General features: G+C 69.8%; 23 protein-coding genes. 10 read left to right on the plus strand and 13 right to left on the minus strand.

All coding sequences use genetic code 11. The features are described from left to right. Positions 1-128: 128 nt before the first annotated feature. The 5 genes from ugpA to AC1D29_RS26335 are packed head-to-tail and all read left to right on the plus strand — an operon-like array spanning position 129 to position 4544. Complete coding sequence (gene ugpA, locus AC1D29_RS26315; protein WP_477903111.1) at positions 129-1016, plus strand: sn-glycerol-3-phosphate ABC transporter permease UgpA; 888 nt, start codon at positions 129-131, stop codon at positions 1014-1016. Then, positions 1016-1864 (plus strand): sn-glycerol-3-phosphate ABC transporter permease UgpE, encoded by an 849-nt coding sequence (gene ugpE / locus AC1D29_RS26320; RefSeq protein ID WP_477903113.1) that lies wholly within the window; start codon positions 1016-1018, stop codon positions 1862-1864. Before ugpA ends, ugpE begins: the two co-directional genes overlap by 1 nt. Then, on the plus strand, positions 1865-2920 hold the full coding sequence (locus AC1D29_RS26325; RefSeq protein WP_477903115.1) for a sn-glycerol-3-phosphate import ATP-binding protein UgpC: 1056 nt from the start codon (positions 1865-1867) through the stop codon (positions 2918-2920). It begins immediately after the preceding gene. Next, positions 2917-3651: a glycerophosphodiester phosphodiesterase gene (ugpQ, locus tag AC1D29_RS26330; RefSeq protein ID WP_477903117.1), complete on the plus strand. Its 735-nt coding sequence runs from the start codon at positions 2917-2919 to the stop codon at positions 3649-3651. Before AC1D29_RS26325 ends, ugpQ begins: the two co-directional genes overlap by 4 nt. A 38-nt stretch (positions 3652-3689) precedes the next feature. Continuing rightward, the gene (locus AC1D29_RS26335; RefSeq protein ID WP_477903119.1) at positions 3690-4544 is read left to right on the plus strand and encodes a TraB/GumN family protein; all 855 of its coding nucleotides are present in this window, start codon (positions 3690-3692) and stop codon (positions 4542-4544) included. Here AC1D29_RS26335 and AC1D29_RS26340 read toward each other — a convergent pair. From AC1D29_RS26340 to AC1D29_RS26355, 4 genes are all read right to left on the minus strand, one after another. Continuing rightward, complete coding sequence (locus AC1D29_RS26340) at positions 4541-5122, minus strand: GNAT family N-acetyltransferase (RefSeq protein ID WP_477903121.1); 582 nt, start codon at positions 5120-5122, stop codon at positions 4541-4543. The genes AC1D29_RS26335 and AC1D29_RS26340 overlap by 4 nt on opposite strands. Then, positions 5119-6390: an MFS transporter gene (locus AC1D29_RS26345; protein WP_477903123.1), complete on the minus strand. Its 1272-nt coding sequence runs from the start codon at positions 6388-6390 to the stop codon at positions 5119-5121. The genes AC1D29_RS26340 and AC1D29_RS26345 overlap by 4 nt, the downstream gene beginning before the upstream one ends. Before the next feature lie 142 nt (positions 6391-6532). Further along, on the minus strand, positions 6533-6913 hold the full coding sequence (locus AC1D29_RS26350; protein WP_477903125.1) for a PPC domain-containing DNA-binding protein: 381 nt from the start codon (positions 6911-6913) through the stop codon (positions 6533-6535). Positions 6914-6915: 2 nt separating this feature from the next. After that, positions 6916-8529 (minus strand): gamma-glutamyltransferase family protein, encoded by a 1614-nt coding sequence (locus AC1D29_RS26355; RefSeq protein ID WP_477903127.1) that lies wholly within the window; start codon positions 8527-8529, stop codon positions 6916-6918. A gap of 135 nt (positions 8530-8664) precedes the next feature. On the opposite strand from AC1D29_RS26355, the gene AC1D29_RS26360 reads away from it, so the two are divergent. Beyond that, a complete protein-coding gene (locus AC1D29_RS26360) occupies positions 8665-9036 on the plus strand; it encodes a hypothetical protein (protein WP_477903129.1) in 372 nt (123 codons plus the stop codon). Between the two features lie 73 nt (positions 9037-9109). Here AC1D29_RS26360 and sppA read toward each other — a convergent pair whose 3' ends face one another. Genes sppA through AC1D29_RS26380 form a run of 4 tightly spaced genes read right to left on the minus strand, consistent with a single transcriptional unit; the run spans position 9110 to position 12122 of the window. Continuing rightward, the gene (gene sppA, locus AC1D29_RS26365; RefSeq protein WP_477903131.1) at positions 9110-10099 is read right to left on the minus strand and encodes a signal peptide peptidase SppA; all 990 of its coding nucleotides are present in this window, start codon (positions 10097-10099) and stop codon (positions 9110-9112) included. 1 nt (position 10100) lies between these two features. Further along, entirely contained in the window at positions 10101-10487 is a 387-nt protein-coding gene (locus AC1D29_RS26370; RefSeq protein WP_477903133.1) for a Rieske (2Fe-2S) protein, read from the minus strand. Beyond that, complete coding sequence (locus AC1D29_RS26375) at positions 10480-11139, minus strand: HAD family hydrolase (protein WP_477903135.1); 660 nt, start codon at positions 11137-11139, stop codon at positions 10480-10482. The genes AC1D29_RS26370 and AC1D29_RS26375 overlap by 8 nt, the downstream gene beginning before the upstream one ends. Further along, positions 11136-12122, minus strand: coding sequence for an RluA family pseudouridine synthase (locus tag AC1D29_RS26380; protein WP_477903137.1), 987 nt, complete (start codon positions 12120-12122; stop codon positions 11136-11138). The genes AC1D29_RS26375 and AC1D29_RS26380 overlap by 4 nt, the downstream gene beginning before the upstream one ends. A gap of 602 nt (positions 12123-12724) precedes the next feature. Between AC1D29_RS26380 and AC1D29_RS26385 the strand changes: the two genes are divergently transcribed. From AC1D29_RS26385 to AC1D29_RS26400, 4 genes are all read left to right on the plus strand, one after another. Then, positions 12725-15703, plus strand: a complete 2979-nt coding sequence (locus AC1D29_RS26385) for an Rne/Rng family ribonuclease (RefSeq protein ID WP_477903139.1) — start codon at positions 12725-12727, stop codon at positions 15701-15703. 91 nt (positions 15704-15794) lie between these two features. Then, the gene (locus AC1D29_RS26390) at positions 15795-17351 is read left to right on the plus strand and encodes a POT-type proton-dependent oligopeptide transporter (protein ID WP_477903141.1); all 1557 of its coding nucleotides are present in this window, start codon (positions 15795-15797) and stop codon (positions 17349-17351) included. Positions 17352-17490: 139 nt separating this feature from the next. Beyond that, positions 17491-19194, plus strand: coding sequence for a COG3904 family protein (locus tag AC1D29_RS26395; protein ID WP_477903143.1), 1704 nt, complete (start codon positions 17491-17493; stop codon positions 19192-19194). Between the two features lie 124 nt (positions 19195-19318). Beyond that, positions 19319-20326, plus strand: coding sequence for a hypothetical protein (locus AC1D29_RS26400; protein ID WP_477903145.1), 1008 nt, complete (start codon positions 19319-19321; stop codon positions 20324-20326). A gap of 4 nt (positions 20327-20330) precedes the next feature. Here the strand turns inward: AC1D29_RS26400 and AC1D29_RS26405 are convergent, their stop codons facing one another. From AC1D29_RS26405 to AC1D29_RS26425, 5 genes are all read right to left on the minus strand, one after another. Then, positions 20331-21122 (minus strand): hypothetical protein, encoded by a 792-nt coding sequence (locus AC1D29_RS26405; protein WP_477903147.1) that lies wholly within the window; start codon positions 21120-21122, stop codon positions 20331-20333. A 111-nt stretch (positions 21123-21233) separates the two neighbouring features. After that, complete coding sequence (gene acpS / locus AC1D29_RS26410) at positions 21234-21632, minus strand: holo-ACP synthase (protein ID WP_477903149.1); 399 nt, start codon at positions 21630-21632, stop codon at positions 21234-21236. Between the two features lie 4 nt (positions 21633-21636). After that, complete coding sequence (locus tag AC1D29_RS26415; RefSeq protein WP_477903151.1) at positions 21637-22404, minus strand: pyridoxine 5'-phosphate synthase; 768 nt, start codon at positions 22402-22404, stop codon at positions 21637-21639. 124 nt (positions 22405-22528) lie between these two features. Then, the gene (locus AC1D29_RS26420; RefSeq protein WP_477903153.1) at positions 22529-23041 is read right to left on the minus strand and encodes a hypothetical protein; all 513 of its coding nucleotides are present in this window, start codon (positions 23039-23041) and stop codon (positions 22529-22531) included. Continuing rightward, positions 23028-24479 carry a hypothetical protein gene (locus tag AC1D29_RS26425; RefSeq protein WP_477903155.1) on the minus strand — a complete coding sequence of 484 codons (1452 nt, stop codon included), beginning with the start codon at positions 24477-24479 and terminating at the stop codon, positions 23028-23030. The genes AC1D29_RS26420 and AC1D29_RS26425 overlap by 14 nt, the downstream gene beginning before the upstream one ends. Between the last annotated feature and the right edge of the window lie 66 nt (positions 24480-24545).

Here is a 24545-nt window from a genome sequence, read left to right on the forward strand (position 1 = left end):
CCCCTCGTCCAACGGGTACGTTGGCCGGTCCCCCGAGGGGACGGCGATGCCTGTCGGGTTGACCGACAGGCACATCGCCATGACGGGCCGGCTTGGGAGCGGCCCGGCGCTCGGCCCGCGGAACTGACATGGCGCAGGAAAAACGCGTCGTCTTCCGCTCCCGCTGGCTGCCCTGGCTGCTGCTCGCGCCGCAGGCCGTGGTCATCGGCGTGTTCTTCTTCTGGCCGGCGGCGCAGGCGCTGCTGCAGTCGTTCCAGCAGCAGGACGCCTTCGGGCTGTCCACCGAGTGGGTGGGCCTGGCCAACTTTCAGGCGCTGTGGGCCGACGCCAGCTACCTCGCCTCGTTCAAGACCACGGCGCTGTTCTCGCTGCTGGTCGCCGTGCTGGGCCTGTCCATCTCGCTGCTGCTGGCCGTCATGGCCAACCGCGTCGTGCGCGGCGCCGGGCTCTACAAGACGCTGCTGATCTGGCCCTACGCCGTGGCGCCGGCCATCGCCGGCGTGCTGTGGCTGTTCATGTTCGCGCCTTCCATCGGCATCGTGGCCTACGGCCTGCGCGCGCTGGGCTTCGACTGGAACCACCTGCTGAACGCCGACCACGCGATGACCCTCATCGTCATGGCCGCCGTGTGGAAGCAGATCTCCTACAACTTCCTGTTCTTCCTGGCCGGGCTGCAGTCCATCCCGCGCTCGCTGATCGAGGCCGCGGCCATCGACGGCGCCAGCCCCTGGCGGCGCTTCTGGGACGTGACCTTCCCGCTGCTGTCGCCCACCAGCTTCTTCCTGCTGGTCATCAACATCGTCTACGCCTTCTTCGACACCTTCGGCATCGTCGACGCCGCCACGCAGGGCGGCCCGGGCAAGGAGACCGCCATCCTGGTCTACAAGGTCTACCACGACGGCTTCAAGGCGCTGGACCTGGGCGGTTCCGCGGCGCAGAGCGTGGTGCTGATGGTCATCGTCATCACGCTGACGGTGCTGCAGTTCCGCTTCGTCGAGAAAAAGGTGCAGTACTGATGGTCGAGAGAAAGCCCTGGCTGGACTGGCTGGCCCACGCCATCCTGCTGCTGGGCGTGGCGGTGGTGGCCTTTCCGCTGTACGTGACCTTCGTCGCCGCCACGCAGACGGCCGAGGCCATCGTCCATGCGCCCATGCCGCTGCTGCCCGGCGGCCATCTGATCGACAACATGACCACGGCGCTGGGCGGCGGCGCGGGCGCAGGCTCCAGCGCGCCGGTGGCCCGCATGATGTGGGTGAGCCTGGTGACGGCCCTGGTCATCGCCGTCGGCAAGATCGCCATCTCGCTGCTGTCTGCCTTCGCCATCGTCTACTTCCGCTTCCCGCTTCGGCAGCTGTTCTTCTGGGCCATCTTCGTGACGCTGATGCTGCCGGTGGAGGTGCGCATCGGCCCCACCTACCAGGTGGTGGCCGACCTGCAGATGCTCAACAGCTACGCGGGCCTGACGGTGCCGCTGATCGCCTCGGCCACCGCCACCTTCTTGTTCCGGCAGTTCTTCCTGACCGTGCCCGACGAGCTGGTCGAGGCCTCGCGCATCGACGGCGCGTCGCCGCTGCGCTTCTTCAAGGACGTGCTGCTGCCGCTGTCCACCACCAGCATCGCTGCCCTCTTCGTCATCCAGTTCATCTACGGCTGGAACCAGTACCTGTGGCCGCTGCTCGTGACCACCGACGAATCCATGTACCCGGTGGTCATCGGCATCAAGCGAATGATCAGCGGCGGCGAGGCCGCCAACGACTGGAACCTCGTCATGGCCACCGCACTGCTCGCCATGATCCCGCCCGCGCTGGTGGTGATCCTGATGCAGCGCTGGTTCGTCAAGGGTCTCGTGGACACCGAGAAATAAATGGCCGCCATCTCCATTCGCAAGCTCATCAAACGCTACGGTCACGGCGCCAAGGCCGTACAGGTCATCCACGGCGTCGATGCCGAGGTCCGCGACGGCGAGTTCGTCGTCATCGTCGGACCCTCGGGCTGCGGCAAGTCCACGCTGCTGCGCATGGTGGCCGGGCTGGAAGAGGTCAGCGACGGCGAGATCGCCATCGGCGCGCGCGTCGTCAACGACGTCGAGCCGGCAGACCGCGACATCGCCATGGTGTTCCAGAACTACGCGCTCTACCCGCACATGAGCGTGGGCGAGAACATGGCCTACGGGCTGAAGCTGCGCAAGATGCCCAAGGCGGACATCGACGAACGCGTGCAGCGCGCGGCCAAGATCCTGGAGCTGGGCCACCTGCTGGCCCGCAAGCCGCGAGAGCTGTCCGGCGGCCAGCGCCAGCGCGTGGCCATGGGCCGCGCCATCGTGCGCGATCCGCAGGTCTTCCTGTTCGACGAGCCGCTGTCCAACCTCGACGCCAAGCTGCGCGTGCAGACCCGGCTGGAGATCCAGAAGCTGCACCGCGAGCTGGGCGTCACGTCGCTGTTCGTCACCCACGACCAGGTCGAGGCCATGACGCTGGCGCAGCGCATCATCGTCATGAACGGCGGCCGCATCGAGCAGATGGGCACGCCCGAGGAGGTCTACGGCCAGCCGGCGTCCACCTTCGTCGCCAGCTTCATCGGCTCGCCCGCCATGAACCTGCTGCCAGGCCGCCAGCAGGGCGGCCAGTTCCTCATCGACGGCGCCGCGCTGGAGGTGCCACCCAGCGCCGACGGCGAACTCACGATGGGCCTGCGCCCTGAGCACGCGCAGCTGGCCGACAGCGGCTGGCCGCTGCGCGTCGAGATGATCGAGATGCTGGGCGCCGAGCGCCTGGTCTACGGCAAGCTGGGCAGCGCCACGCCCTTCACGCTGCGCCTGGACGCCACGCTGCCGCCACCCCAACCCGGTGAGCTGCTGCACCTGGGTTTCAAGCCCGAGCGCCTGCACCGCTTCGACACCGCCACCGGAAAGCGCCTGTGAACACCCCCTGGCCCTACCCGCTGTGGATCGCCCATCGCGGCGCCGGCAAGCTGGCGCCGGAGAACACGCTGGCGGCCTTCCGCATCGGCGCGGGTTTCGGCTACCGGGCCTTTGAATGCGACGTCAAGCTCAGCCGGGACGGCCAGGCCTTCCTGCTGCATGACGACACCTTGGAGCGCACCACCAGCGGCAGTGGCTCGCCGGCCGTGCAGGACTGGTCCGAACTCGCGCGGCTGGACGCCGGCGCCTGGCACAGCCCGCCCTTCGCGGCCGAGCCCCTGCCCCGCATCGAACAGATCGCCGCCTTCTGCCAGGCCAACGGCTGCGCGCTGAACATCGAAATCAAGCCCTGCCCCGGCGCAGAACGCACCACCGGCGAAGTCGCCGCGCGCGAGGCCGAACGCCTGTGGGCCGGTGCCGTGCCGCCGTTGTTGAGTTCCTTCAAGCCCGAAGCGCTCGACGGCGCCCGCGCCGCCGCACCCGCGCTGCCCCGTGCGCTGCTGCTGGACACCCTGTGGGACGGCTGGCTCGAATGCGCCCAAGGCCTGAAGGTCGTCGCCGTCATCACCAACTGGCGGCTGATGGACGCCGCCATGATCCAGCGCCTGCATGCCAACGGCTGGCGCGCGCTGGTCTACACGGTGAACGACGAGGCCGTCGCCCGGCGGCTCATCGCCGAGGGCATCGACGGCATCATTACCGACGCCGTCGACCGACTGAAGCCGGGCTGATACGCTGCGGCGGGCATCCCACCTAACCCGCTGACCCCATGCACCTTCGCGCCACCTGCCTCGCCTTCGCCCTGCTGCTCGCCGCACAAGCGGCTCGCGCGGCACCCATCGACTGTGCGGCGGCGCCGCAGATCGCCGTCGACAAGATCGACGCCCGCGTCATCGTCGTGGGCGAAGTGCACGGCACCGAGCAGACGCCCGCCTTTGTGGGGCAGCTGGTCTGCGGCCTGCTGAAGCAGGGGCGGCCCGTCATCCTGGCGCTGGAACGCGACGGCAGCGAGCAAGAGGCCTTGAACCGCTACCTCGCGTCCGCGGGCCAGCCGGCAGATGCGCAGGCCTTGCTGAGCCTGCGGGCCTGGGCACGGCCGGACAGCCAGGATGGCCGCAGCAGCCAGGCCATGCTGCGCCTGATCGAGCAGGTGCGCCAATGGCGCCAGGCCGGCCAGCGCGTGGGTGTGCTGGCCATGCAGACCAGCTATCACGAGATCGCGCCGCTCGATGCCAAGCAGAAGCAGGTCCTGACCGATGCGGAGCAGGACCGGTTCAGCGCCATCAACGACCGCAGCATGGCCGACAACACCTGGCTCACGCTCACCACGCACCCCGGCTACACCGTGGTCGCCCTGGCCGGCAACGTGCACACGGCCATCGGCTCCAAGGCGCGGGCGCAGTTCCTGTCGACACCGTCGTTTGCCGACGTGCTGTCCAGCTACGTTGCCATCCACGCCATCGGTCTGAATGGCCGCGGCGGCAGCAGCTGGAACATGACGTCGAAGGGCATTGGCGCCGGCCCCATGATGGCCGGGCCGATGTTCATGGACGACGGCAGGATCGATTCCCGGGTCGACCTGGGCGAGATCACCGCCTCGCCACCGGCTGCCCTGCGCCGCTAGCAGATGCGCGCGTACACGCAGGTGTCGCGCGCGTGGCCATCCACGCCCAGGGCCTCGTTCTTCAGCACGCCCTCCAGCTCGAAGCCGCAGCGCTCGGCCACGGCCCGGCTCTTCACGTTGCGCGCATCGCAGCGGATCTCCAGTCGGCGCGCGGCCAGGCGGTCGAAGGCCAGCGCCGTCAGCAGGCGCACCGCCTCGCTGACATGCCCCTGCCCCGCTGCCTCGGGTCGTATCCAGTAGCCGATCTCGAAGCGCCGCACGCTCCAGTCCATGCGGTGCAGGCCGGTGCCGCCGAGCATGCGCCCCGGGCTGCCGTCGGGTCGGCGCGCGTAGACCTGGAAGCACAGGTCGCGGCGCGCGATGAAGTCCGCCTGCATGCGGCGCACGACCAGCTCGGAGCTCTCCGCCGTCGGCGCATCCTGGGCCCAGGGCATCCACGGCCGCAGATGCGACAGCGACTGCGTGATGACGATGGCCAGTTCGGCGCCGATGCCGGCGCGCGGCGCGAGCAGCACGGTGCGCTCGCCATCCAGGCGCTCCGGGATCTCGATCAGCAGGGGATCGGGCAACTCGCTCACGCGGTCACCACTTCCACCGGCTTCGGCAATTCGCGCACCCCCCGGATCACCTCATGTCGCCAGGCCCACAGCGCCAGCAGACAGGCGCCCACACCCGAGAAGCCCAGCGCCGCGCGCAGGCCCACATGCTCACCCAGCCAGCCGCCGATCAACGCGCCCGGCCCGGCCGGCAGCAGGATGAGCCAGCGCATCGTGCTGGTCATGCGGCCCAGCATGGGCGCCGGCGTGACGGCCTGGCGCAGCGACAGGAAGTTGATGAAGATCAGCACGGCCCCAACGCCAAAGGCGAACAGCATCACCCCGAAGCTGATGATGCCCAGCTGACCGGTCGGCACGACGGCCAGCTGCAGCCAGCCCGCGCCGCAAGCCCCATAGCCCAGCACCAGGCAGGGCCCCGGGCCGATGCGGCGGCTGATGCGGTGGCCGAAGATGCTGGCCAGCACCGTGCCGGCACCCAGCGCGATGTACGACAGGCCCACCGTCTGCGGGGCCAGCTGCAGCTCGCGCGTCGCGAACAGGATCTGCACGACCAGAGCCGCGTTGTGGAACAGCTGCCAGGCGCCGGTCGCCGTGGCCAGGCTGACCAGCAGCCGGCGCTCGCGCACGAAATGCAGGCCGGCCTTGAGTTCGGTCCAGAAGCCGTGGCCGCTGCTCGGCAGCAGCGTCTCCTTGACCTGGATGCCGCGCAGGATGGCCGCCGACACCAGCAGCAGCACAGCGTCCACGGCCAGCGCCAGCGGCGCGCCGAAGATCTTGATCAGTGCGCCGGCCAGGCCCGGGCCGGCCACCTCGGCGCCCGACGAGGCCAGCGCGTTCTTGGCATGCGCCTCCACCAACCGCTCACGCGGCACGACCTGGGTCAGCACGATCTGCGCCGCGCTGCCGGCCACCGTGTAGACGCAGCCCAGCACGAAGCCGACGACGTATAGCCAGCCCATGCCCAGCCAGCCCATCCAGGCCGCGAGCGGCACGGTGGCCACTGCAACGGCCAGCAGGCTTTCGCCCCAGATGTAGACCGGCAGCTTGCGCACGCGGTCCAACAGCACGCCGGCGGGCAGCGAGAACAGCACGAAGGGCAGGATCTCCATCGCCTGCAGCAGGCCCATCTGCGTGGGGCTGGCCTGCAGCAGCACCGCCGCCGTCAGCGGCAGCGCGAGCATGGTGATCTGCCCGCCCAGCGATGAGATGAGGATGGACGACCACAGCCGCCGGTAGACCGCATCGCGCAGCAGGTCGCCGGGCGCGAGGGTGAAGAACTTGGAAGACATGACGCTAGGGCTCCGACAGGACTCGACAGGCGGAGGCAGTTCCGCCGGCAAACAGGACGCGCAGGGGCGTCAGTCGAGGTCGAGCAGCTTGGTCATGCGATGCATGCTAGCAGCGCGGCCGGGCGGTGTCGCGTGCCGGCGGTCATGGCGCGCGAACGGCAAGCTCGGCATAGCCCGTCGCCGCGTCGAACTCGCGCGCCAGCGAACCAGGCGGCAAGGCGGCGGTCAAGAGCTCGGCGGTCGTGCGCACCTCGCAGCCCGCGCAGACATGCCCGCCGAACACGCGGCCCGACGCGTCTGACACGCTGGCATGCAGATGCGCACCGTCGGGCGTCAGGCTGCCGCTCAGCGTCAGGATCTCGAGCGGCCCGGCGATGCTCGTCGGCTCCGGCTCGCCGGCGAAGCGCAGCTGCGCGCCGGCCAGGCTGCCCATGCCCGCGACGACAAAGCCGGTGCGCCCGCCCCTCTCCAGCGCGCCGCGCAGGTCGTCGCCGGGGTTCAGGCGCAGAGGCTGCAAGTCCACGGTCAACAGCCCACGGCGGCGCCGTCGCGGCGCGGGTCGCTGGCGGCCACGTAGCCCTCCGCGCCTGGCTCGCCCAACCGCCAGATGAACTGCCCGGCGCCGAAGTCCTGGTAGCTGTCGTGGATGTCGCCGATCTGGTGACCCAGCGCGCGCAAGGCCTCGATGGTGACCGCGGGCATGTGCGGTTCGATGTTGATCGACAGGCCTTCGTTGAAGCGCCAGCGCGGCGCATCGCACGCCGCCTGCGGGTTCTGGCCGTAGCAGAGCATGCGCACCAGCGTCTGCATGTGGCCTTGCGGCTGCATGTTGCCGCCCATGACGCCGAAGCTCATCACCGGCGCGCCGTCCCGGGTCAGGAACGCCGGGATGATGGTGTGGAAGGGCCGCTTGCCGGGCGCGACCTGGTTGGCATGGCCGGGCTCCAGCGTGAAGCCATGGCCGCGGTTCTGCAGGCTGACGCCGTAGCCTGGCAGCACCAGGCCCGAGCCGAAGCCCATGTAGTTGCTCTGGATGAAGCTGACCATCATGCCCGACTCGTCCGCCGCGGTCAGGTAGATGGTGCCGCCCTTGATGGGGTTGCCGGCGCCGAAGACCTGGGCGCGCCGCGGGTCGATCAGCCGGGCGCGTTGCGCGAGGTAGCCTGGGTCCAGCAGCTGCGCGGCGCTGACCTGCATCGCACCGGGCTCGGCCACGTAGCGGTACACGTCGGCAAAGGCCAGCTTCATCGCCTCGATCATCAAGTGCTGGGCCTCGGGGCTGTCGACGGCGTGCGCCGCCACGTTGCAATGTTCCAGCAACCCCAGCGCCATCTGCGCCGCGATGCCCTGGCCGTTGGGCGGGATCTCGTGCAGCGTGTGGCCGGCGAAGTCCTTGGCCAAGGGCGTGACCCATTCGGGCTGGTAGGCCGCCATGTCAGCCTCGGTCAGCGCGCCGCCGGTCTCTCGTGCAAAGCGGGCCAGCGCTTGCGCGATCTCGCCGCGATAGAAGGCCTCGCCACGGGACTCGGCAATCAGCTTCAGGCTGCGCGCCGCGTCCGGGAAACGGAACAGTTCGCCCACGTCGGGCGCGCGTCCGCGCGGCAGGAAGGCCTGCGCGAAGCCGGGCTGAGATGTGAGTTCGTGAAGCGCTGCGGCCATCGCCCACTTGCCCTGCACGATGGGCGGCACGGCGTAGCCGCGCTCGGCGATGTCGATGGCCGGCTGCATCAGGTCCGCGAACGGCAGCTTGCCGAAGCGCTCGCTCAATGCGGCCCAGGCGCCGACCGCGCCGGGCACCGTCACCGAGCCCCAGCCGCGCTTGGGCATGACCTGACCCTTGAAGAACTCGGGCGTCCACGCGGCGGGTGCTGGCCCCGAGGCGTTCAGGCCGCGCAGTTGCTGCCCATCCCACAGGATGCAGAAGGCGTCCGAGCCCAGGCCGTTGCTGCAGGGCTCCAACAGCGTCATGCAGGCCGCCGTGGCGATGGCCGCGTCCACCGCATTGCCGCCGGCCTGCAGCAGGCGCAGGCCGGCTTGCGCGGCGAGCGGATGCGAGGTGGAAACGATGTTGCGCGCGAATAGCGGGCTGCGCCGGCTGGGGTAGCCGGCGGTCCAGTCGAAGCGGGATGCGGTGTTCATGAGGGTCGATTCTGGCCGGTGTAAGGCTTTGCAACGCAAGCACCGACCGTCAACCGCGAGTGCGCAGGCGTCGTTGTCCCCACAAGCTTTCGCGAAGCCCGCAACGAAACCCCAAACCACCCTGGAGCCCTCAAGATGAACACGCTGAAGACCACCATCGCCACCGCCCTCATCACGCTCGCCTCTGGCGTGGCCCTGGCGCAAAACCCGGCACCGGCACCGGCCACTGCCGCTGCACCGGCCGCCGCGAAGACCACCGCCGCCGTGGCGACGCCGGCTGCAACCACCGTGGCCCAGGCGGCAACGCCTGCTCCGGCAGCCGCACCGGCCGCCAAGGTGACCGCTGCCGCGGCCACGACGGCTGCCGCCACGCCGGCCACGCCCGCCGTCGCCGCCATGCCCGCCGCCCCGGCCAGCGCGCCTGCCAAACATGGCCACAAGCATGCGAAGAAGCATGCCGAAGCCAAGGCCGACGCCGCGGTCAAGACCGAAACCAAGACGCAGTAAGCGCATCAGCGCTCCGCGCAAGGCCGCAGCCCGCAAAGGCTGCGGCCTTTTTTCGTGCTCGTTGCGCCGCGCGTCAGCGGATCGGCGCGATCTCCCGCAGCGCCTTCACGGCGCCCGCCCCCATGGCCGCGCCGAAGCGCTTGGCCAGGCGCTCGGCCACGTTGTCCTTGGGTGTGTAGTCGATGACTTCCTCGGCCTTGACGACCTCGCGGGCCACGTAGTCGAGATTGCCAAAGTGGTCCGCCAGGCCCAGCTTGACCGCTTGCTCACCATTCCAGAACAGGCCCGAGAAGGTCTCCGGCGTTTCCTTCAGCCGCTTGCCGCGGCCCTCGCGCACGACGGCAATGAACTGCTGGTGGATCTGGTCCAGCATGGCTTGCGCGTATTCACGCTGCCTGGGCTTGAGCGGGCTGAACGGGTCCAGCATGCCCTTGTTCTCGCCAGCGGTCAGCAGGCGGCGCTCGACGCCCAGCTTGTCCATCAGCCCCGTGAAGCCGAAGCCGTCCATCAGCACGCCGATGGACCCGACGATGGAGGCCTTGTCGACGTAGATCTCGTCCGCCGCCGCCGCGATGTAGTAGGCGCCGGACGCGCACATCTCCTCGACGACGGCATAGACCGGCTTGTCGTACTGCTTCTTCAGCCGCTTGATCTCGTCGTGGACGATGCCCGCCTGAACGGGGCTGCCGCCGGGCGAGTTGATGCGCAGCACGACGGCCTGGGCCGCTTCATCCTTGAAGGCGTCCTTCAACGCCGCCAGCAGCAGCTCGGCGCTGGCCTCGGTGTCGACGGCGATCTCGCCGCGCACCTCGACCAGGGCCGTGTGCGCCGTGGCCGACGGCGTCACATGCCGGCCCTGCAACCACAGGCTGTAGACCAGCAGTGCCGCGAGCGTGAGCCAGAACAGCCGGAACACGGTGCGCCAGCGCCGCTCCAGCCGCCGCTCGCGCAGGAAGTCGCGCGCCAGCTGAGCCAGCAAGGGCTCGTGCTGGGACACCAGAGGGGGCACGCCCACGGGTTCGGGCATGGGGGGCGGCAGCGTGTCGTCGGAAGGTGTCGTCATGTCAGTCTTCGAAGGCGGGTTTGGTGTCGCGTGTCGGGTGCCAATAGACCTCGCCGTCGCGCTCGGTCAGTTCGATCTTGGTCAGCCGCCCGCGGTTGCAGGGGCCCATCAGGCACTGGCCGGTCAGTGGGTCGTAGACGGCGCCATGGATGCTGCACATGATGAAGCGCTTGTCGCCATCCAGGAACTCGCCCTCCTGCCAGTCCATCTCGGCCGGCACATGCACGCAGCGGTTCAGGTAGGCGACGGCCTGGCCGTCGAAACGCAGCGCGAACGCACGCACCGGCTCACGCCACTGGATGACGTCGAAGCTGACCGCCTTGCCGCGCTCCGCCAGCTCGGCCGAGGCGCACAGCCGCTGCAGCGGCGCGGTGTGTTGCTCAGGCATGCTGGATCAGCCAGTCATGCAGCTCGCGCGTCGAGTGGGCGACGAACAGCGGCTTGAACTCGGCAAAGGTCTCGTGGTCGTGTGCGCCGAAGCTGACCGCGACGCAGGGCACGCCGGCATTGGCGGCGAGCTGCAGGTCGTGCGTCGTGTCGCCGATCATCACCGTGCGCTCGGGCTCGGCACCGAACTCGCGCATCAGCTCCAGCAGCATTTGCGGGTGCGGTTTGGAGCGGGTCTCGTCGGCCGTGCGGCTGCCATCGAACAGATGGCCCAGCTCGCTGGACGCCAGCACGCGGTCCAGGCCCACGCGGTTCTTGCCGGTGGCGACAGCCAGCCAGTGGTGGCGCGCCTTCAGCGCCTCCAGCATCGCCAGCGTGCCGTCGAACAATGACAGCTCGTGCTCGGAGGCCAGGTAGTGATGGCGGTAGCGCAGCCCCAGCTCCGGGTAGCGGTCCTCGGCCAGGCCGGGCACCGCATGCTCCAGCGCGTCGCGCAGGCCCAGGCCGATGACGTACTTGGCGCGCTCGAACTCCGGCTCCGGCAGGCCCAGGTCCACGGCGGCGCGCTGGATGCAGCGGGCGATCAGCGCGGTGGAGTCGAACAGCGTGCCGTCCCAGTCGAAGGCAATCAGGTCAAAACGTTGGGGTCTCATGGGTTGGTCAGCTTCTCACACTCGGGCGGCAGCGGCGCTTCCAGCGTCATCTCGGCCTCGGTGGCGGGGTGGGTGAAACGCAGCCGTTTGGCGTGCAGAAACATGCGGTCGAACTTGGCCGGCCCGCGGGCCAGCTCACGGTTGCGCTCGAAATCGCCGTACTTGGGGTCGCCCACGATGGCGTGGCCGGCTTGCTGCAGGTGGACGCGGATCTGGTGGGTGCGGCCGGTCTTGATGGTCACGTCGAGCAGGCTGAAGCCATTCACTCGCTGCACCACCTTGACGAGGCTGATCGAGCGCTTGGCCTCTTCCTCGCCGTCCTTGCCCGGCCGAACCCAGCGTTCGCCGTCGCTGCCGACGAACTTCACCAGCGGCACGTCGATGACCTTGAGCTTGGCCGGCCAGTCGCCCCAGACCAGGGCGGCGTAGGTCTTGCCCGTCTCGCGGTCGCGCAGCTGGTCCTGCAGGTTGACCAGCGCACTGCGCTTCTTGGCGATCATCAAGAGGCCTGAGGTTTCCTTGTCCAGCCGGTGCACCAGCTCCAGGAACTTGGCCGTGGGCCGGGAACGGCGCAGCGCCTCGATGACGCCGTAGCTGACGCCGGAGCCGCCGTGCACCGCCACGCCGGCCGGCTTGTCGATGACGAGCAGGTGTTCATCCTCGAACACCACCGGAAACTCGCGCGCCGGCGCCTCGGGCTGGGCCGCACGCTCGGGCAGGCGCACGGGCGGGATACGCACCTCGTCACCAATTTCCAGCCGGGTGTCCGCATGCGCGCGGCCCTTGTTGACCCGCACTTCGCCCGCCCGGATGACCCGGTAGACATGGGTCTTGGGCACGCCCTTGAGCTCGCGCAGCAGGAAGTTGTCCAGCCGCTGCCCGGCGGAGCCTTCGTCCACCGTGACCCGGCGCACGGCAGGCGCCGTGACAGGGGTTTGCGTGGTGTCGGGCGGCACTTGGGCTGCCCCTATAATCCTTTTCACCACGTTGCTGCCGTAAGTATTTGATTTGTTTGATTTTAGCGGCGGTAACGTGTGGCCGATGGGGCAAAGCCCCGGCGGCCACAGGCGATGCAACGCGAACGGTGGCCGGCAGGTTCCCTCCCCGAGTGAGTGAACGGCCCGCTGACAGACGCGGCAGAGCGATGACACAAGAACCCGCGAGCCCCGCTGCTTCCGAGCACACGGCGCCCGCAGACAACAAGGTTTCCATGGCGACAGAGCGCTTAGGCCCAGGCCGACGCGAGCTGTCACCAGCGTCCAGCAGCCCACGCGGATGAGCATGCCCCTCCCCCCACACGCACCCCTGCGGCCCCGGCTAGATCCCGGTGTGGCCGCCCTGTTCCGGCCCCGCGCCGGACGGGTGCGCGCGGGAGCCGGCGGCTCGGCTCGCATGACAGCTGCTGCGGCGCACGCGCCAACGCCGACTGCACGCTGACCCTCACGGTCGGCAGCGCTTTCGGTCCAGGGCGATTCCTTCCTCGGTTCTTCACCGTCGCCCGTGCATCTTGAGCTGTCCTCGGACAGCGCGATGACGTGCGCGTTTTGCGGCCCACACACCGGCCCGGCGCGTGAGGAGTGATGACATGAAACGCATGCTGATCAATGCGACGCAGCCGGAAGAGCGGCGCCTCGCGATCGTTGATGGCCAGAAGCTGCTGGACTTCGAGACCGAAATCGAAGGCCGCGAGCAGCGCAAGGGCAACATCTACAAGGCCGTCGTGACGCGGGTCGAGCCCTCGCTCGAAGCCTGCTTCGTCGACTACGGCGAGGACCGCCACGGCTTCCTGCCGTTCAAGGAAATCTCCCGCCAGTTCTTCCGCGAAGGCACCGACGTCAAGAACGCGACCATCAAGGACGCGATCAAGGAAGGCCAGGAGCTGCTGGTCCAGGTCGAGAAGGAAGAGCGCGGCAACAAGGGCGCGGCGCTGACCACCTTCGTGTCGCTGGCCGGCCGCTACCTGGTGCTGATGCCCAACAACCCGCGCGGCGGTGGCGTGTCGCGCCGCATCGAGGGCGAGGACCGCGAGGAACTCAAGGAGAACCTCGACCAGCTCGAGTACCCCAAGGGCATGTCCCTGATCGCGCGCACCGCCGGCATTGGCCGCACGGCGCCCGAGCTGCAGTGGGACTTGAACTACATGCTCAAGCTCTGGACCGCGATCGACGACGCGGCCAAGGGCGGCAAGGGCGCCTACCTGATCTACCAGGAGTCGTCGCTCGTGATCCGCGCGATCCGCGACTACTTCACCGCCGACATCGGCGAGATCCTGATCGACACGGACGACTTGTTCGAGCAGGCCCACCAGTTCATGAACCACGTGATGCCCGACCAGGGCCATCGCGTGAAGCGCTACCGTGACGACGCGCCGCTGTTCAGCCGCTTCCAGATCGAGCACCAGATCGAGACGGCCTTCAGCCGCACGGTGAACCTGCCCTCGGGCGGCGCCATCGTCATCGACCACACCGAAGCCCTCGTGTCGGTCGACGTCAACTCGGCCCGCTCGACGCGCGGCACCGACATCGAAGAGACGGCCACCCGCACCAACCTCGAAGCGGCCGACGAGATCGCCCGCCAGATGCGCCTGCGCGACCTGGGCGGCCTGATCGTTGTCGACTTCATCGACATGGAGGAGAGCAAGAACCGCCGTGACGTGGAACAGCGCCTGCGCGATGCGCTGCGCCAGGACCGCGCCCGCGTGCAGTTCGCCTCCATCAGCAAGTTCGGCCTGCTGGAGATGAGCCGCCAGCGCCTGCGCCCGGCGCTGAGCGAAGGCAACCACATCACCTGCCCGCGCTGCAATGGCACCGGCCACATCCGCGACACCGAGTCCTCGGCGCTGCAGATCCTGCGCATGGTCCAGGAAGAGGCCATGAAGGACAACACCGCCGCCGTGCACGTGCAGGTGCCGGTGGAAGTGACGTCCTTCCTGCTGAACGAGAAGCGCACCGAGATCACCAAGATCGAGCTGAAGCAGCGCGTCACCGTGCTGCTGGTGCCCAACAAGCACCTGGAGACGCCCAACTACAAGCTGGAGCGCCTGCGCCACGACGACCCGCGCCTGGAGAACCTGCAGGCCAGCTACACGATGATCGAAGAGCCGCAGGACGAGGTGGGCATCACCCGCCGCGACGCTGGCGACAAGAAGAACAAGCAGGAACCGGTCATCAAGGGCATCCTGCCCGAGCAGCCCGCGCCGGTGGCCGCACCCAAGCCCGAGCCCGTCGCGGCACCCGCGCCGGCTCCCGTGGTCGCACCACCGCCGCCGGCACCGCAGGCCAAGGGCTTCTTCAGCCGCCTGTTCAGCTTCTTCGGTGGTGGCGAGGCCGCCCCGGCACCCGTGCCGGCCGTGCAAGCCCCCGCCCCGGCACCGGCCGCGACCGACAAGCCCAAGCGCGAAGGTGGCCGTGACGGCCGTGGCCGCGACGGTGGCCGCCGTGGTGAACGCGGCGAGCGCGGTGACCGTGGCGAGCGTGGTGAACAACGCGGCCAGGGTGGCCGCCGTGACGGCAAGCCGCAGGAAGCGCGTGGCGAACGCGCAGACCGCGGTGATCGTCCCGAGCGCGGCGACCGCAAGCCGCGCGGCGAAGGCGGCGACAAGCCCGAGCAGCAGCGCCCCGAGCGCGCGGAACGTGCCGAGCGCGGCGAGCGCCCGGACCGCCAGGAGCGTGGTGACCGGCCCGAACGTGGCGAGCGCCGCCCCCGTGGCGAGCGCCAGGAACGCCCGCCGGTCGAGACCGTCGCCGCACAGCCGGTCGCCGCAGCGTTGAGCGAAGACCTGGCCGCCATCCATGACGCGCCGCCCGCCTTCGTCGACAGCCAGGCCGAGGCCGGCCTGCCCCCGACCGGTGACACGCCGGCCGGCGAAGAGCGCCAGGGCCGTGGCCGCCGCCGCCGCCGTGGTGGCCGCGACCGTGGTGACGAGCAAGGCGCGACGGCCGGCGATGAAGCCGCGCCGGAAGGCACTGTTGACGCACCCGCCGAAGCGGTTGCCGACGCCGCGACCGCTGACGCAGCACCCTTGGCCGAAGGCGACGACGCCGGCGAAGGCCAGGGTCGCGAGCGAAGCCGCCGTGGTGGCCGAAATCGCAACCGCAACCGTCGCGAGGAAGGCACTGTCGACGGCCAGGAAGCCGCCGCCGGTGACGACGCCGCAGGGGTTGCCGAGGCCATCCCCACCCAGGGTTCGCTGATCGAGAACGCGATGGCCGGCGCTCAGGCGCCAATCCAGGCGCCAGTCCAGGCCCCCGTCCAGCCGCCGGCACCTGTGGCCGCCGTGACCGTGGTGGCACCGCCGCCGCCGGCACCGGCACCGGCCCCGGTCGTCGAAGCCTTCAAGCTGCCGCTCGGTGACTTGCATGCCATCGCCGAAGGCGCGGGCCTGAGCTGGGTCAACTCCGACGCCGACAAGATCGCCGCCGTGCAGGCTGCCATCGCCGCCGAACCCGCGCCCGCCCCGCTGGGCCGCGAGCCGGCCGCGGTCGTTGTCGTCGACGAAGGCCCGCTGGTGCTCGTGGAAACCCGCAAGGATCTGAGCCAGGTGAAGCTGCCTTTCGAGGCATGATCGAACGGCGCTGACCCGCTCCCCCAAAACGCCGCCGGCCACAAGCCGCGCGGCGTTTCTCTTGAGACCTACCCTCCGACCCGAGGCCTACATGACGACCACTGTCACCGCAGACGCCGCCACCGCGGCCAGCCCCGCGGCCAAGATGCCGCCGCAGATCCCTTACATCATCGGCAACGAAGGATGCGAGCGCTTCAGCTTCTACGGCATGCGCAACATCCTGACGGTGTTCCTGATGACCAGCCTGCTGCTGGCCATTCCCGAGGACATGCGCAAGGCCGAGGCCAAGGAGGTGTTCCACACCTTCGTCATCGGCGTCTATTTCTTCCCGCTGCTGGGCGGCTGGCTGGCCGACCGCTTCTTCGGCAAGTACCCGACGATCTTCTGGTTCAGCGTCGTCTACTGCGCGGGGCATGCGTGCCTCTCGATCTTCGAGAACAACCTGAAGGGCTTCTACTTCGGGCTGTTCCTGATCTCGCTGGGCTCGGGCGGCATCAAGCCGCTGGTCACCAGCTTCGTCGGCGACCAGTTCGACAAGAGCAACCGGTCGCTGGCCCAGAAGGTCTATGACGCCTTCTACTGGATCATCAACTTCGGCAGCTTCTTCGCGTCGCTGCTGATGCCCGTCGTGCTGAAGAACTACGGCGCCAGCGTCGCCTTCGGCCTGCCGGGCCTGCTGATGCTGCTGGCCACGGTCATCCTGTGGAGCGGCCGCAAGAAGTACGTGCACCAGCCGGCGCGCGGCGCCAACCCGCACAGCTTCCTGAAGGTGGTGTGGACGGCGCTCAGGGGTGGCGGTCTGGGCATGGGCGTCGCGGCGCTGGGCCTGATCGGCGGGGCCTGCAGCCTGAGCCAGATGGCCAGCCTGGGCTTCGTCGCCGCCGTCTGCCTGGCGCTGGTGCTGGTGATGGGCTTTGGCGGCGTCGGCGCGGCGCTGCAGCTGGACCGCGCCCGCGGCGCGCATCCCGATGAAGCGGTGGACGGCGTGCGCGCCGTGCTGCGCGTGCTGGTGCTGTTCGCGCTGGTCACGCCGTTCTGGTCGCTGTTCGACCAGAAGGCCTCGACCTGGGTGCTGCAGGCCGACCAGATGGCCAAGCCGGCCTGGTTCCAGTCGTCCATGATGCAGGCGCTGAACCCGCTGCTGGTGATGATCCTCATCCCCTTCAACAATCTGGTGCTTTACCCGCTGCTGCGACGCGCGGGCCTGCAGGTGACGGCGCTGCGTCGCATGGGCGCGGGCATCGCGCTGGCCGGCGCGGCCTGGATCGTCGCCGGCGTGCTGCAGCTGTGGCTGGACGAGGGCACGACGGTCAGCATCCTCTGGCAGATGCTGCCGTACGCGCTGCTGACGCTGGGCGAGGTGCTGGTGTCCGCCACCGGCCTGGAGTTCGCCTACAGCCAGGCGCCGCTGTCCATGAAGGGCACGATCATGAGCTTCTGGAACCTGTCGGTGACGGTGGGCAACCTGTGGGTGCTGCTGTCCAACGTCAGCATCAAGAGCCCGCAGGCGCTGTCGGCCATCAAGTCCACCGGCTACAGCGAGACGGCCTGCCTGATGTTCTTCTTCGCCGGCTTTGCGCTGGCGGCCGCGGCACTGTTCGCGCTGGTGGCGCGGCGCTACCCGATGCTCAACAACTACCGTGGCTGAACCCGGCACGCCGGTGGGCCTGGGTGAAATTACCTGCGCCTCCTGACGCCGCCCAAGCCTGCCGCGCTCTACGATGCCGCCCGGTTGCCCGACCGGGCGGCTTTTTCTTTTCCGGCGGTCCATGACGCCTGGCCCAGCGATGAACCAAGACCGCCCCCATCGTCCCTACATCGATCCCACCTCGGCGGCGGCCGATGGGCTGACACCGCAAGCCCCACCCGCCGAGGCGCCGGCGGCCTGGCAGCAGGCCTCGCACCGGCCGCGCACCGCGGCGCCCACGCGCCGCCGCGCGCCGATCGCCCCGGTGCAGCAGGCGGGTTATTTCGCGAGCCACTGGCGCGGCGAACAAAGCCTGGTGCGCAGCTACTGGATCAACAACTTCCTGGTCGCCACGCCGCTGGCCATGGTGTTGAGCGGGCTGATGAGCTGGATCAGCGTCAAGGGCGATTCGCTGCAGGTCAGCGCCATCGTGCTGCTGCTGGGCATGCCGCTGCTGCTAGCGCTGGACACCTGGTGCAAGATCGGCGCGTGGCGGTCGGCGTCCAATTACCTGCGTGACCAGGGCTCGCTGCTGTGGGGCTGGCTGGCGCGCATCTTCCTGGCGCTGGGCGTGCTGCAACTGCTGCTCTTCACGTGCTTGGGCTTCTTGCCGGACGTGGGTGAGTTCTGGCAGATGGCGCGCGGCATCGACCCGCTCGGGCAGGCCAAGTTCAGCATCTCCGCCGACGGGCGCAGCCTGCGCCTGGACGGCGTCATCGGCATGGGCGATGGCGAGCGCCTGCGCGCGCTGCTGGACAGCGAGGCCGCCCGCGACCTGAAGCGCGTGGAGCTGGCCTCGCCCGGCGGCCGCGTGCGTGAGGCGGAGCGCATGGCCGCGGCCTTGAAGCAGCACGGCCACGAGAGCCGCGCCGTGGGCACCTGCGCGAGCGCCTGCACGCTGGTGTTCCTGGCCGGCAAGCCGCGCCAGCTGACCCCGACAGGCCAGCTGGGCTTTCATCGCGCCTCCACCGGCACCTACAACCCGGTCTTCGAGGAGCTGGCGAACCAGCAGCTGGCCAGCACCTACCGCGACCTGGGCCTGCCGCAGAGCATGATCGACACGACGCTGCGCACGCCGTCGCACAGCATGTGGTTCGTGCCGCGCGAGGAACTGCTGGCGCATGCACTGATCGCGCCGTCACCACGGACGCTGGCCATCCCGCTGCCGGCCGCGGGCGCCGCCCTGGCGGACTACGACGACGCCTTGCGCATGCACCCCGTGTGGGAGGCGCTGGAGCGCCGCACCGCGGGCACCGTCGACGTGGTCGCCAAGCGCATGCTGGCGGCCCGTGCGGCCGGCGCCACCGATGAGGATGTGCAGGCCGCCGCGCTGCAGCCACTGGCACAGCAGATGCCGGCGTTGCTCAGCGGCACCGACGCGGCGCTGCGGCGGCGCTATGTGCAGCTCGTCAGCGACCAGCTGAAGGCGCTGCGCACACCGGCGCAGCCGCGCGCCCGCCCGGCCTGCCGTGACCTGCTCGACGGCCACCTGGGCACGCGCCAGCAGCTGCCACTGGCCTTGCAGGTCCGCGAGACGCAGTGGCTGCTGGACGCGGCCAACGGCGCCCCGCCGCGCTGGCTGCCCAAACCGCCGAGCGCGATCGAGATCGAGGTGCTGGGCCGTTCGGTCGGGCCCGCTGCGCTGGGCATGCTGTCGCATCTTTGGGCGGACGCCCCGGACGCCGCGCCGGCCCAGGTCGGCGCGTCCTGCGAGCCGGTGATCGCGACGCTGGACCGCCTGGCAGCCCAGCCGCCGGCCCGCCGTGAGCTGGCCGAGCGGCTGCTGTTTCAAGCGGCGCGCTGATCCCGACGCCCACCGTCGCCCTCAGGGTGAAATTACCCAAGCACGCTGCCGTCGGTCCACCTTGAGCCCACCTACGATGCCGCCCGGCTGCCAGCCCGGCGGCATTTCTTCTGGAGTCGACTCCGTGATCGTTTCACCGCTTCGCCTGACCCTCGTCGGCGCCCTGCTCGGCCTTCACCTTGGCGCGCAAGCCGCGCCCGCCGCACCGGCCACCGTCAGCTTCGACACGACGCCGCGCGCAGGCCAGGACCAGCGCCAGCAGATCGACATGAAGGCCGTCATGAAGACGCGCATCGAGGCCGGCCCCGCGGCCACCGACGAGCAGCGCGCCCAGATCGCCCAGGCCGCCGAGCGCGTGGCGCAGATGGGGCCGGTCAAGATGGCCATGCAGATGCAGCAGACGATGAAGGTCGGCCAGCCCGACGCGCAGGGTTGGCTGCCGCTGACCGTGGCCACTGGCAGCAACGGCGGCCAGGTGGAGGTGGGCGGCAAGACCATGCCGCTACCCAACAACAAGAGCCAGAACGTCGGCTTCACCGCCCGCTTCAACCCCCAGGACTTCGGCTTCGAGATCCAGAGCGTCGAGGGCACGCCCGAACTGAACGACTTCATCCGCAACCAGGGCAACGCCATGGTGGGCGAGGCGCTGCAGCTGTTCAAGGCACTGAGCCAGCGTCCGCTCAAGGTGGGCGACAGCGTGGAGGTGCCGCTGACCATGGCCTTGCCCGTGCCGCTGCCCGGTGGTGCCGGCGCCATGCAGAGCAAGCTGCGCTACACGCTGGCGCGCGTGGAGCACGGCGTGGCCTATTTCGACCTCGGCATGGAGCTGACGATGGACATCACCACGCCGCTGCCGGCACCGGCGGCCGCGTCGGCACCCGAAGGCGAGGCCGCGTCCGCGCCAGCCGCGGCGCCCAGGACGGTGAACGTCGTCGTCAGCGGCAGCGGCAAGGGCAGCAGTTCGTTGCGCCTGGCCGACCGCCTGCCGCTGACCAACCAGCTCAGCATGGCCATGAAGATGACGATGAACATGCCCGACAACGGGCTGATGTTCATGGACATGGACATGGACATGAAGTCCAAAGGCGAATCGCTGTCCAAGCCGGCGGCGCCGGCAACCAAGAAGCCCTGAGGCCTCAGGCGCTGGCGCGCAGCCACAGCCGCAGCGCCAGCTGCTGACCCGTCAGCGCCAGCGCCGCGGCCAGCAGCGCCAGCGACCAAGCCCAGGCCGTGCCGAGCACGCCCAGGCCCAGGGCGAGGGCGACGAGGAACACCACCTTGGCCAGCGATCCCTCGACGTAGGCCTTCAGCAGCGCACCCGTCAGCGCCGCACCTTCGCGCTGGTGGGTGGAGACGATGGTGCAGATGCCCACCACCGGCACCGCCGCCACCAGGCCGCACACCGCCGGCCCGACGACGCTGCTGAGCCCACCCGTCAGCAGCGTCAGCGCAGCGGCCACGGCCATCACCAGCCAGCGGTTGCGCCGCTCGCGGCGCGGGTCGGGCCGGCGCGACGCCGCCGCCTGCATGCGCGGCAGCCCGAAGCCCGCCCAGGCGAGTGCCATGAATGCGAACAGGGCCGACGCCAGCAGGCCGTCCTGCAGCTGCGGCTGCACGACGAGGCCCAGGCTGGTGCAAGTCAGCAGCGCCAGCGCCGTGCAGGCCGTCGGGCAGCGCCGCACGCAGCCACGGCCGTAGACCAGCGCGAACACCGCCGTCAGCCCGGTCGACACCAGCGCCGCCGTCGCCGCCTGCGCGGCCCAGCCGCCGCCCCGCTCCAGGCTGAGCCAGAAGAGTGCCGGCGCGGACGTCACGGGCACCGCCGCGACCCAGCCGCTGACGCGCGGGCCGCCGCGCTTCATCAGCCATTGCAGGCCGCCCACCACGGCGGCCGTGACCAGCGCCTGTTGAACCACGTGTGCGTCCATCGCCCGCTCCTTCGCCGGGCCTGCTGGCCCATGCATGGACAAACGGGAAATGGCGGCGCAAACAGACATGCGCGTGAAAACTCACGCCGCATGCCGCGGACGCGGCGCCGTCTAGCGGGAAACGCGCTCGACGACGACGAAGGCGACGGCGTAGTCCTGCTCGTCGCTGACGGTCACATGGGCGCTCAGGGCCCGCGCGGCAAACCAGGTGGCCAGCCTGCCGTGCAGCGCAATCTCGGGCTTGCCGCTGGGCGCCTTGACGACCTCCATCGCCCGCCAGGTCATGGGCATGCGCATGCCCATCCCGATGGCCTTGGAGAAGGCCTCCTTGGCGGCGAAGCGCGTCGCCAGATAGGCCTCGCCGCGCGCCGCCACCTTGGCATGACGCTCGCGAAAGACCGCCAGCTCATGCGGGCCCAGCACCTTCTCGGCGAAGCGCTCGCCGCGCCGCGCCAGCGTCGCGCGGATGCGGCGGATGTCGCAGACGTCGGTGCCGATGCCGTAGATCACGGGGTCAGCTGTAGGCGGTGGCGATGACGCGCTGGTAGGCGCGCACGGTCTCGCTGTAGCCCAGCTCGAGCGCATCGGCGATGAGTGCGTGGCCGATGGACACCTCCTGCACGCCCGGCACGTGGCGCAGGAAAAGGCTGAGGTTGTCGCGGTTCAGGTCATGGCCGGCATTGATGCCGAGACCCACCTTCAGCGCGGCCTCGGCCGTCGCCGTGAAGCCGGCCAGCACCGCATCGCCGCTCGGCGTGCCGAAGGCGGATGCGAAGGTCTCGGTGTACAGCTCGATGCGCTCGGCGCCCAGCTCGGCCACGGCGGCCATCGCGGCGGGTATGGGGTCCATGAACAGGCTGACACGCACGCCCAGGCTCTGCGCTTCGTGGATCAGCGGCTTCAGGCGCTCGGCATCGGCCGGCAGCGTCCAGCCATGGTCGGACGTGAACTGGTCTTCGGAGTCCGGCACGAAGGTGACCTGATGCGGGCGGTGGCGACGCACGAAGTCCATCAGGTTCTGCGTCGGGTTGCCCTCGATGTTGAACTCGGCCTGCGGCCAGTCCTTCAGGAAGGCGGCCAGGTCGTCCACGTCACCGGAACGGATGTGGCGCTCGTCCGGCCGCGGGTGCACGGTGATGCCCTGGGCGCCTGCCAGCAAGCATTGCTCGGCCGCGCGCAGCACGCTGGGGATGCCGAGGTGGCGCGTGTTGCGCAGCAACGCAACCTTGTTGACGTTGACCGACAGGGCGCAGCGGGCGCCGGGCTGGGCAAGAGGGTTCATCGAGGGGCGGCAACGGGGGCGGATGAGAAACGGGATGGTAGTGGAGCCGGCCATGCCACGCGGCCACATGGAAAAAAGCCACCGTCGGCCGAGCCCCGGTGGCTTCTGCAACAGGCGGGGTCGGTCAGCGCGCCGGCACCGTGCGCAGCACCATCAGCAGGCCGTCCCGCACGTCGCCGGCCGGCGGCAGCCAGACGACGGCGAAGCGCTGAGCGGCATCCTCGCTGGCCGTGAAGCGCTGCTGTCGGGCCGGATTGCCCGTGTCCACCCGAGCGGCGCCAGCGACAGGCTTCCAGGCGGGCACGGCGCTTTGCTGGTAGTGGCCCAGCACCCGCTCCCAACCCGCGTCGCCCGGCAGGCGGTAGAGCTGCGTGTCCACCGTCTGGCCCGAGCCGGCCGCCGGCAGCAGCTCGCGGCTGGCCGCGACATTGGCGCGGCGCGCGGCGGACAGCGAAGGCTCGCCGAAATGATCCCAGTCCACCGCCTCGGCGCCCGCCGGCGGGGCAGGCAAGGCCGCGACGGGCGCGGCGGCGCTCGGGCCGCTGATCATGGGCACCCCCGCGGCGAACAGGCCCAGCGCGGCGAGCAGGCGCGCACGGCGTACCGGGTCTGCGGGAGGAAGTTCATGGTTTGGCATGCTCTCGGGTCACGATCCAGGTGCCGTTGAAGGCGGAGCCGGCGCCGCTGCTGGCGGCCTGCTCCAGGTCCGGCCGGCCGTTGGGCAGCGTGCGCGAAGCGACGCTGGGCACCAGCGCCCAGAACAACTTGTCGTCGGCGCTGACTTGGTCGCTGATCTTGGCATCCATCGCAGCCTTGACGCCGAACTGCGTCCACTCCTTCAGCACGGAGGCGCCGATGCCGACTGCCGGGTGGGCGCGGCCCACGGTCTTGTCGACGACGGTCAGCACGCTCTTCAGCGTGGCGTTGATCAGGTCGCCCTGCTCCTTGGCATCCTGCGTAATGCCCTTGACCGCCGCGCTCACCGCGCCGGCGTAGTAGCCGGCGGTCTCGGCATTGACGAAGCGCTGGCCGCCGCTGGCCGCAGCGACCTGGGCCTCGAAGCGCTGGACCGGGTTCTCGTTCTTGCCGTTGCCCAACGAGATCTGCGCCTGGATTTCACCCAGCGTGCCGAAGTCCTTGGCATTCAGCGACGCCTTGACGTAGGACGCCAGGGCCGAGCCGTTGGCGGTTTCGCGGTTGGCGGCAAGCTCGCGCATCACGCCGTTAGTGTCGCTGAGCAGCAGCTGGCCCATGCTGCGGCGCACGTTCTCGGCGGCGTCCGACCGGCCGCGGCGGGCCAGGTCCGTCATGACCGACGCGGCGTCGGCGAACACGCGCGCCTTGGTGTCGGTATCGCCGATGCCGCCCGCGACCTTGAGCAGCCTGTCCAGGGCCGCGGTGTCCGTGCGCACAGCACCCACGCCGCCGCCCATGCCACCACCGACGACGATGGTTTCGTTGGCGGCCGATTTCAGCACTGCCAGGCGTTGCTCGGGCTGCAGGCTCTGCAAGGCCTGCTGAGCGGTGGCGGGGCTGTTGCCCATGCTGCCGATGACCTCGGCGATCGCGCGGGCCTGCGGGTCGTGCAGGCGCGACTCGTTCATCGTGTCGATGGCGGTCTGATCGGTCGACGCGCCCGCCAGCTGCTTGATGAAGTCGAGCTTGGTCTGGTCACTGCCATGCTGGCCGACGGCGGCGGCCAGACCGGTGATGTTATCGTCGGCCAGCAGGCGGTTGCGCGCGGTCTGGCGGCCGGTGGTGCGGTCAAAAGCCTGCGACAGCTTGGCCAGCTCGGCGCCACCGAGATCGCGCGCCATCTCGTTGAAGAAGTCGCGGCGCTCGCCCTGGCTCAGCCCGCCATTGCCAAACCACGAGTCGTCGTTCATCTCGTCGGCGATCTGGCGCAGCTCACCCGCGCCGAGCTTGCCGATCACCGCACGCGTGTCGCTCGCGTTGAGGTTGGACAGGATGGACTTGACGCTGCTGATGTCGCCATGGGTGACAGGGTTGAACCAACCCGTCTCCATGTGGTGGCGGATGTCTTTGACGGCGGTGTCGACGGTGTTCGGCGGCATGGACGGCTTTCGGGGGTGCGGTTGACAAGACGCCGAGCCGCAACGCGGCTCGAGCCCATGCGCTGC

The organism is Roseateles sp. P1_C6 (assembly GCF_056406315.1).

Bases quoted from the DNA above. Each gene is read 5' to 3' on its own strand.
- AC1D29_RS26415 (WP_477903151.1), bottom strand. From the start codon at position 22,404: ATGAACCCTCTTGCCCAGCCCGGCGCCCGCTGCGCCCTGTCGGTCAAC.
- AC1D29_RS26355 (WP_477903127.1), bottom strand. From the start codon at position 8,529: ATGAACACCGCATCCCGCTTCGACTGGACCGCCGGCTACCCCAGCCGG.
- AC1D29_RS26395 (WP_477903143.1), top strand. From the start codon at position 17,491: ATGAACCAAGACCGCCCCCATCGTCCCTACATCGATCCCACCTCGGCG.
- sppA (WP_477903131.1), bottom strand. From the start codon at position 10,099: ATGACGACACCTTCCGACGACACGCTGCCGCCCCCCATGCCCGAACCC.
- AC1D29_RS26345 (WP_477903123.1), bottom strand. From the start codon at position 6,390: ATGTCTTCCAAGTTCTTCACCCTCGCGCCCGGCGACCTGCTGCGCGAT.
- AC1D29_RS26420 (WP_477903153.1), bottom strand. From the start codon at position 23,041: ATGCCAAACCATGAACTTCCTCCCGCAGACCCGGTACGCCGTGCGCGC.
- AC1D29_RS26390 (WP_477903141.1), top strand. From the start codon at position 15,795: ATGACGACCACTGTCACCGCAGACGCCGCCACCGCGGCCAGCCCCGCG.
- AC1D29_RS26335 (WP_477903119.1), top strand. From the start codon at position 3,690: ATGCACCTTCGCGCCACCTGCCTCGCCTTCGCCCTGCTGCTCGCCGCA.
- AC1D29_RS26405 (WP_477903147.1), bottom strand. From the start codon at position 21,122: ATGGACGCACACGTGGTTCAACAGGCGCTGGTCACGGCCGCCGTGGTG.
- AC1D29_RS26360 (WP_477903129.1), top strand. From the start codon at position 8,665: ATGAACACGCTGAAGACCACCATCGCCACCGCCCTCATCACGCTCGCC.
- ugpE (WP_477903113.1), top strand. From the start codon at position 1,016: ATGGTCGAGAGAAAGCCCTGGCTGGACTGGCTGGCCCACGCCATCCTG.
- ugpA (WP_477903111.1), top strand. From the start codon at position 129: ATGGCGCAGGAAAAACGCGTCGTCTTCCGCTCCCGCTGGCTGCCCTGG.
- AC1D29_RS26325 (WP_477903115.1), top strand. From the start codon at position 1,865: ATGGCCGCCATCTCCATTCGCAAGCTCATCAAACGCTACGGTCACGGC.
- AC1D29_RS26370 (WP_477903133.1), bottom strand. From the start codon at position 10,487: ATGCCTGAGCAACACACCGCGCCGCTGCAGCGGCTGTGCGCCTCGGCC.
- AC1D29_RS26425 (WP_477903155.1), bottom strand. From the start codon at position 24,479: ATGCCGCCGAACACCGTCGACACCGCCGTCAAAGACATCCGCCACCAC.
- AC1D29_RS26385 (WP_477903139.1), top strand. From the start codon at position 12,725: ATGAAACGCATGCTGATCAATGCGACGCAGCCGGAAGAGCGGCGCCTC.
- AC1D29_RS26375 (WP_477903135.1), bottom strand. From the start codon at position 11,139: ATGAGACCCCAACGTTTTGACCTGATTGCCTTCGACTGGGACGGCACG.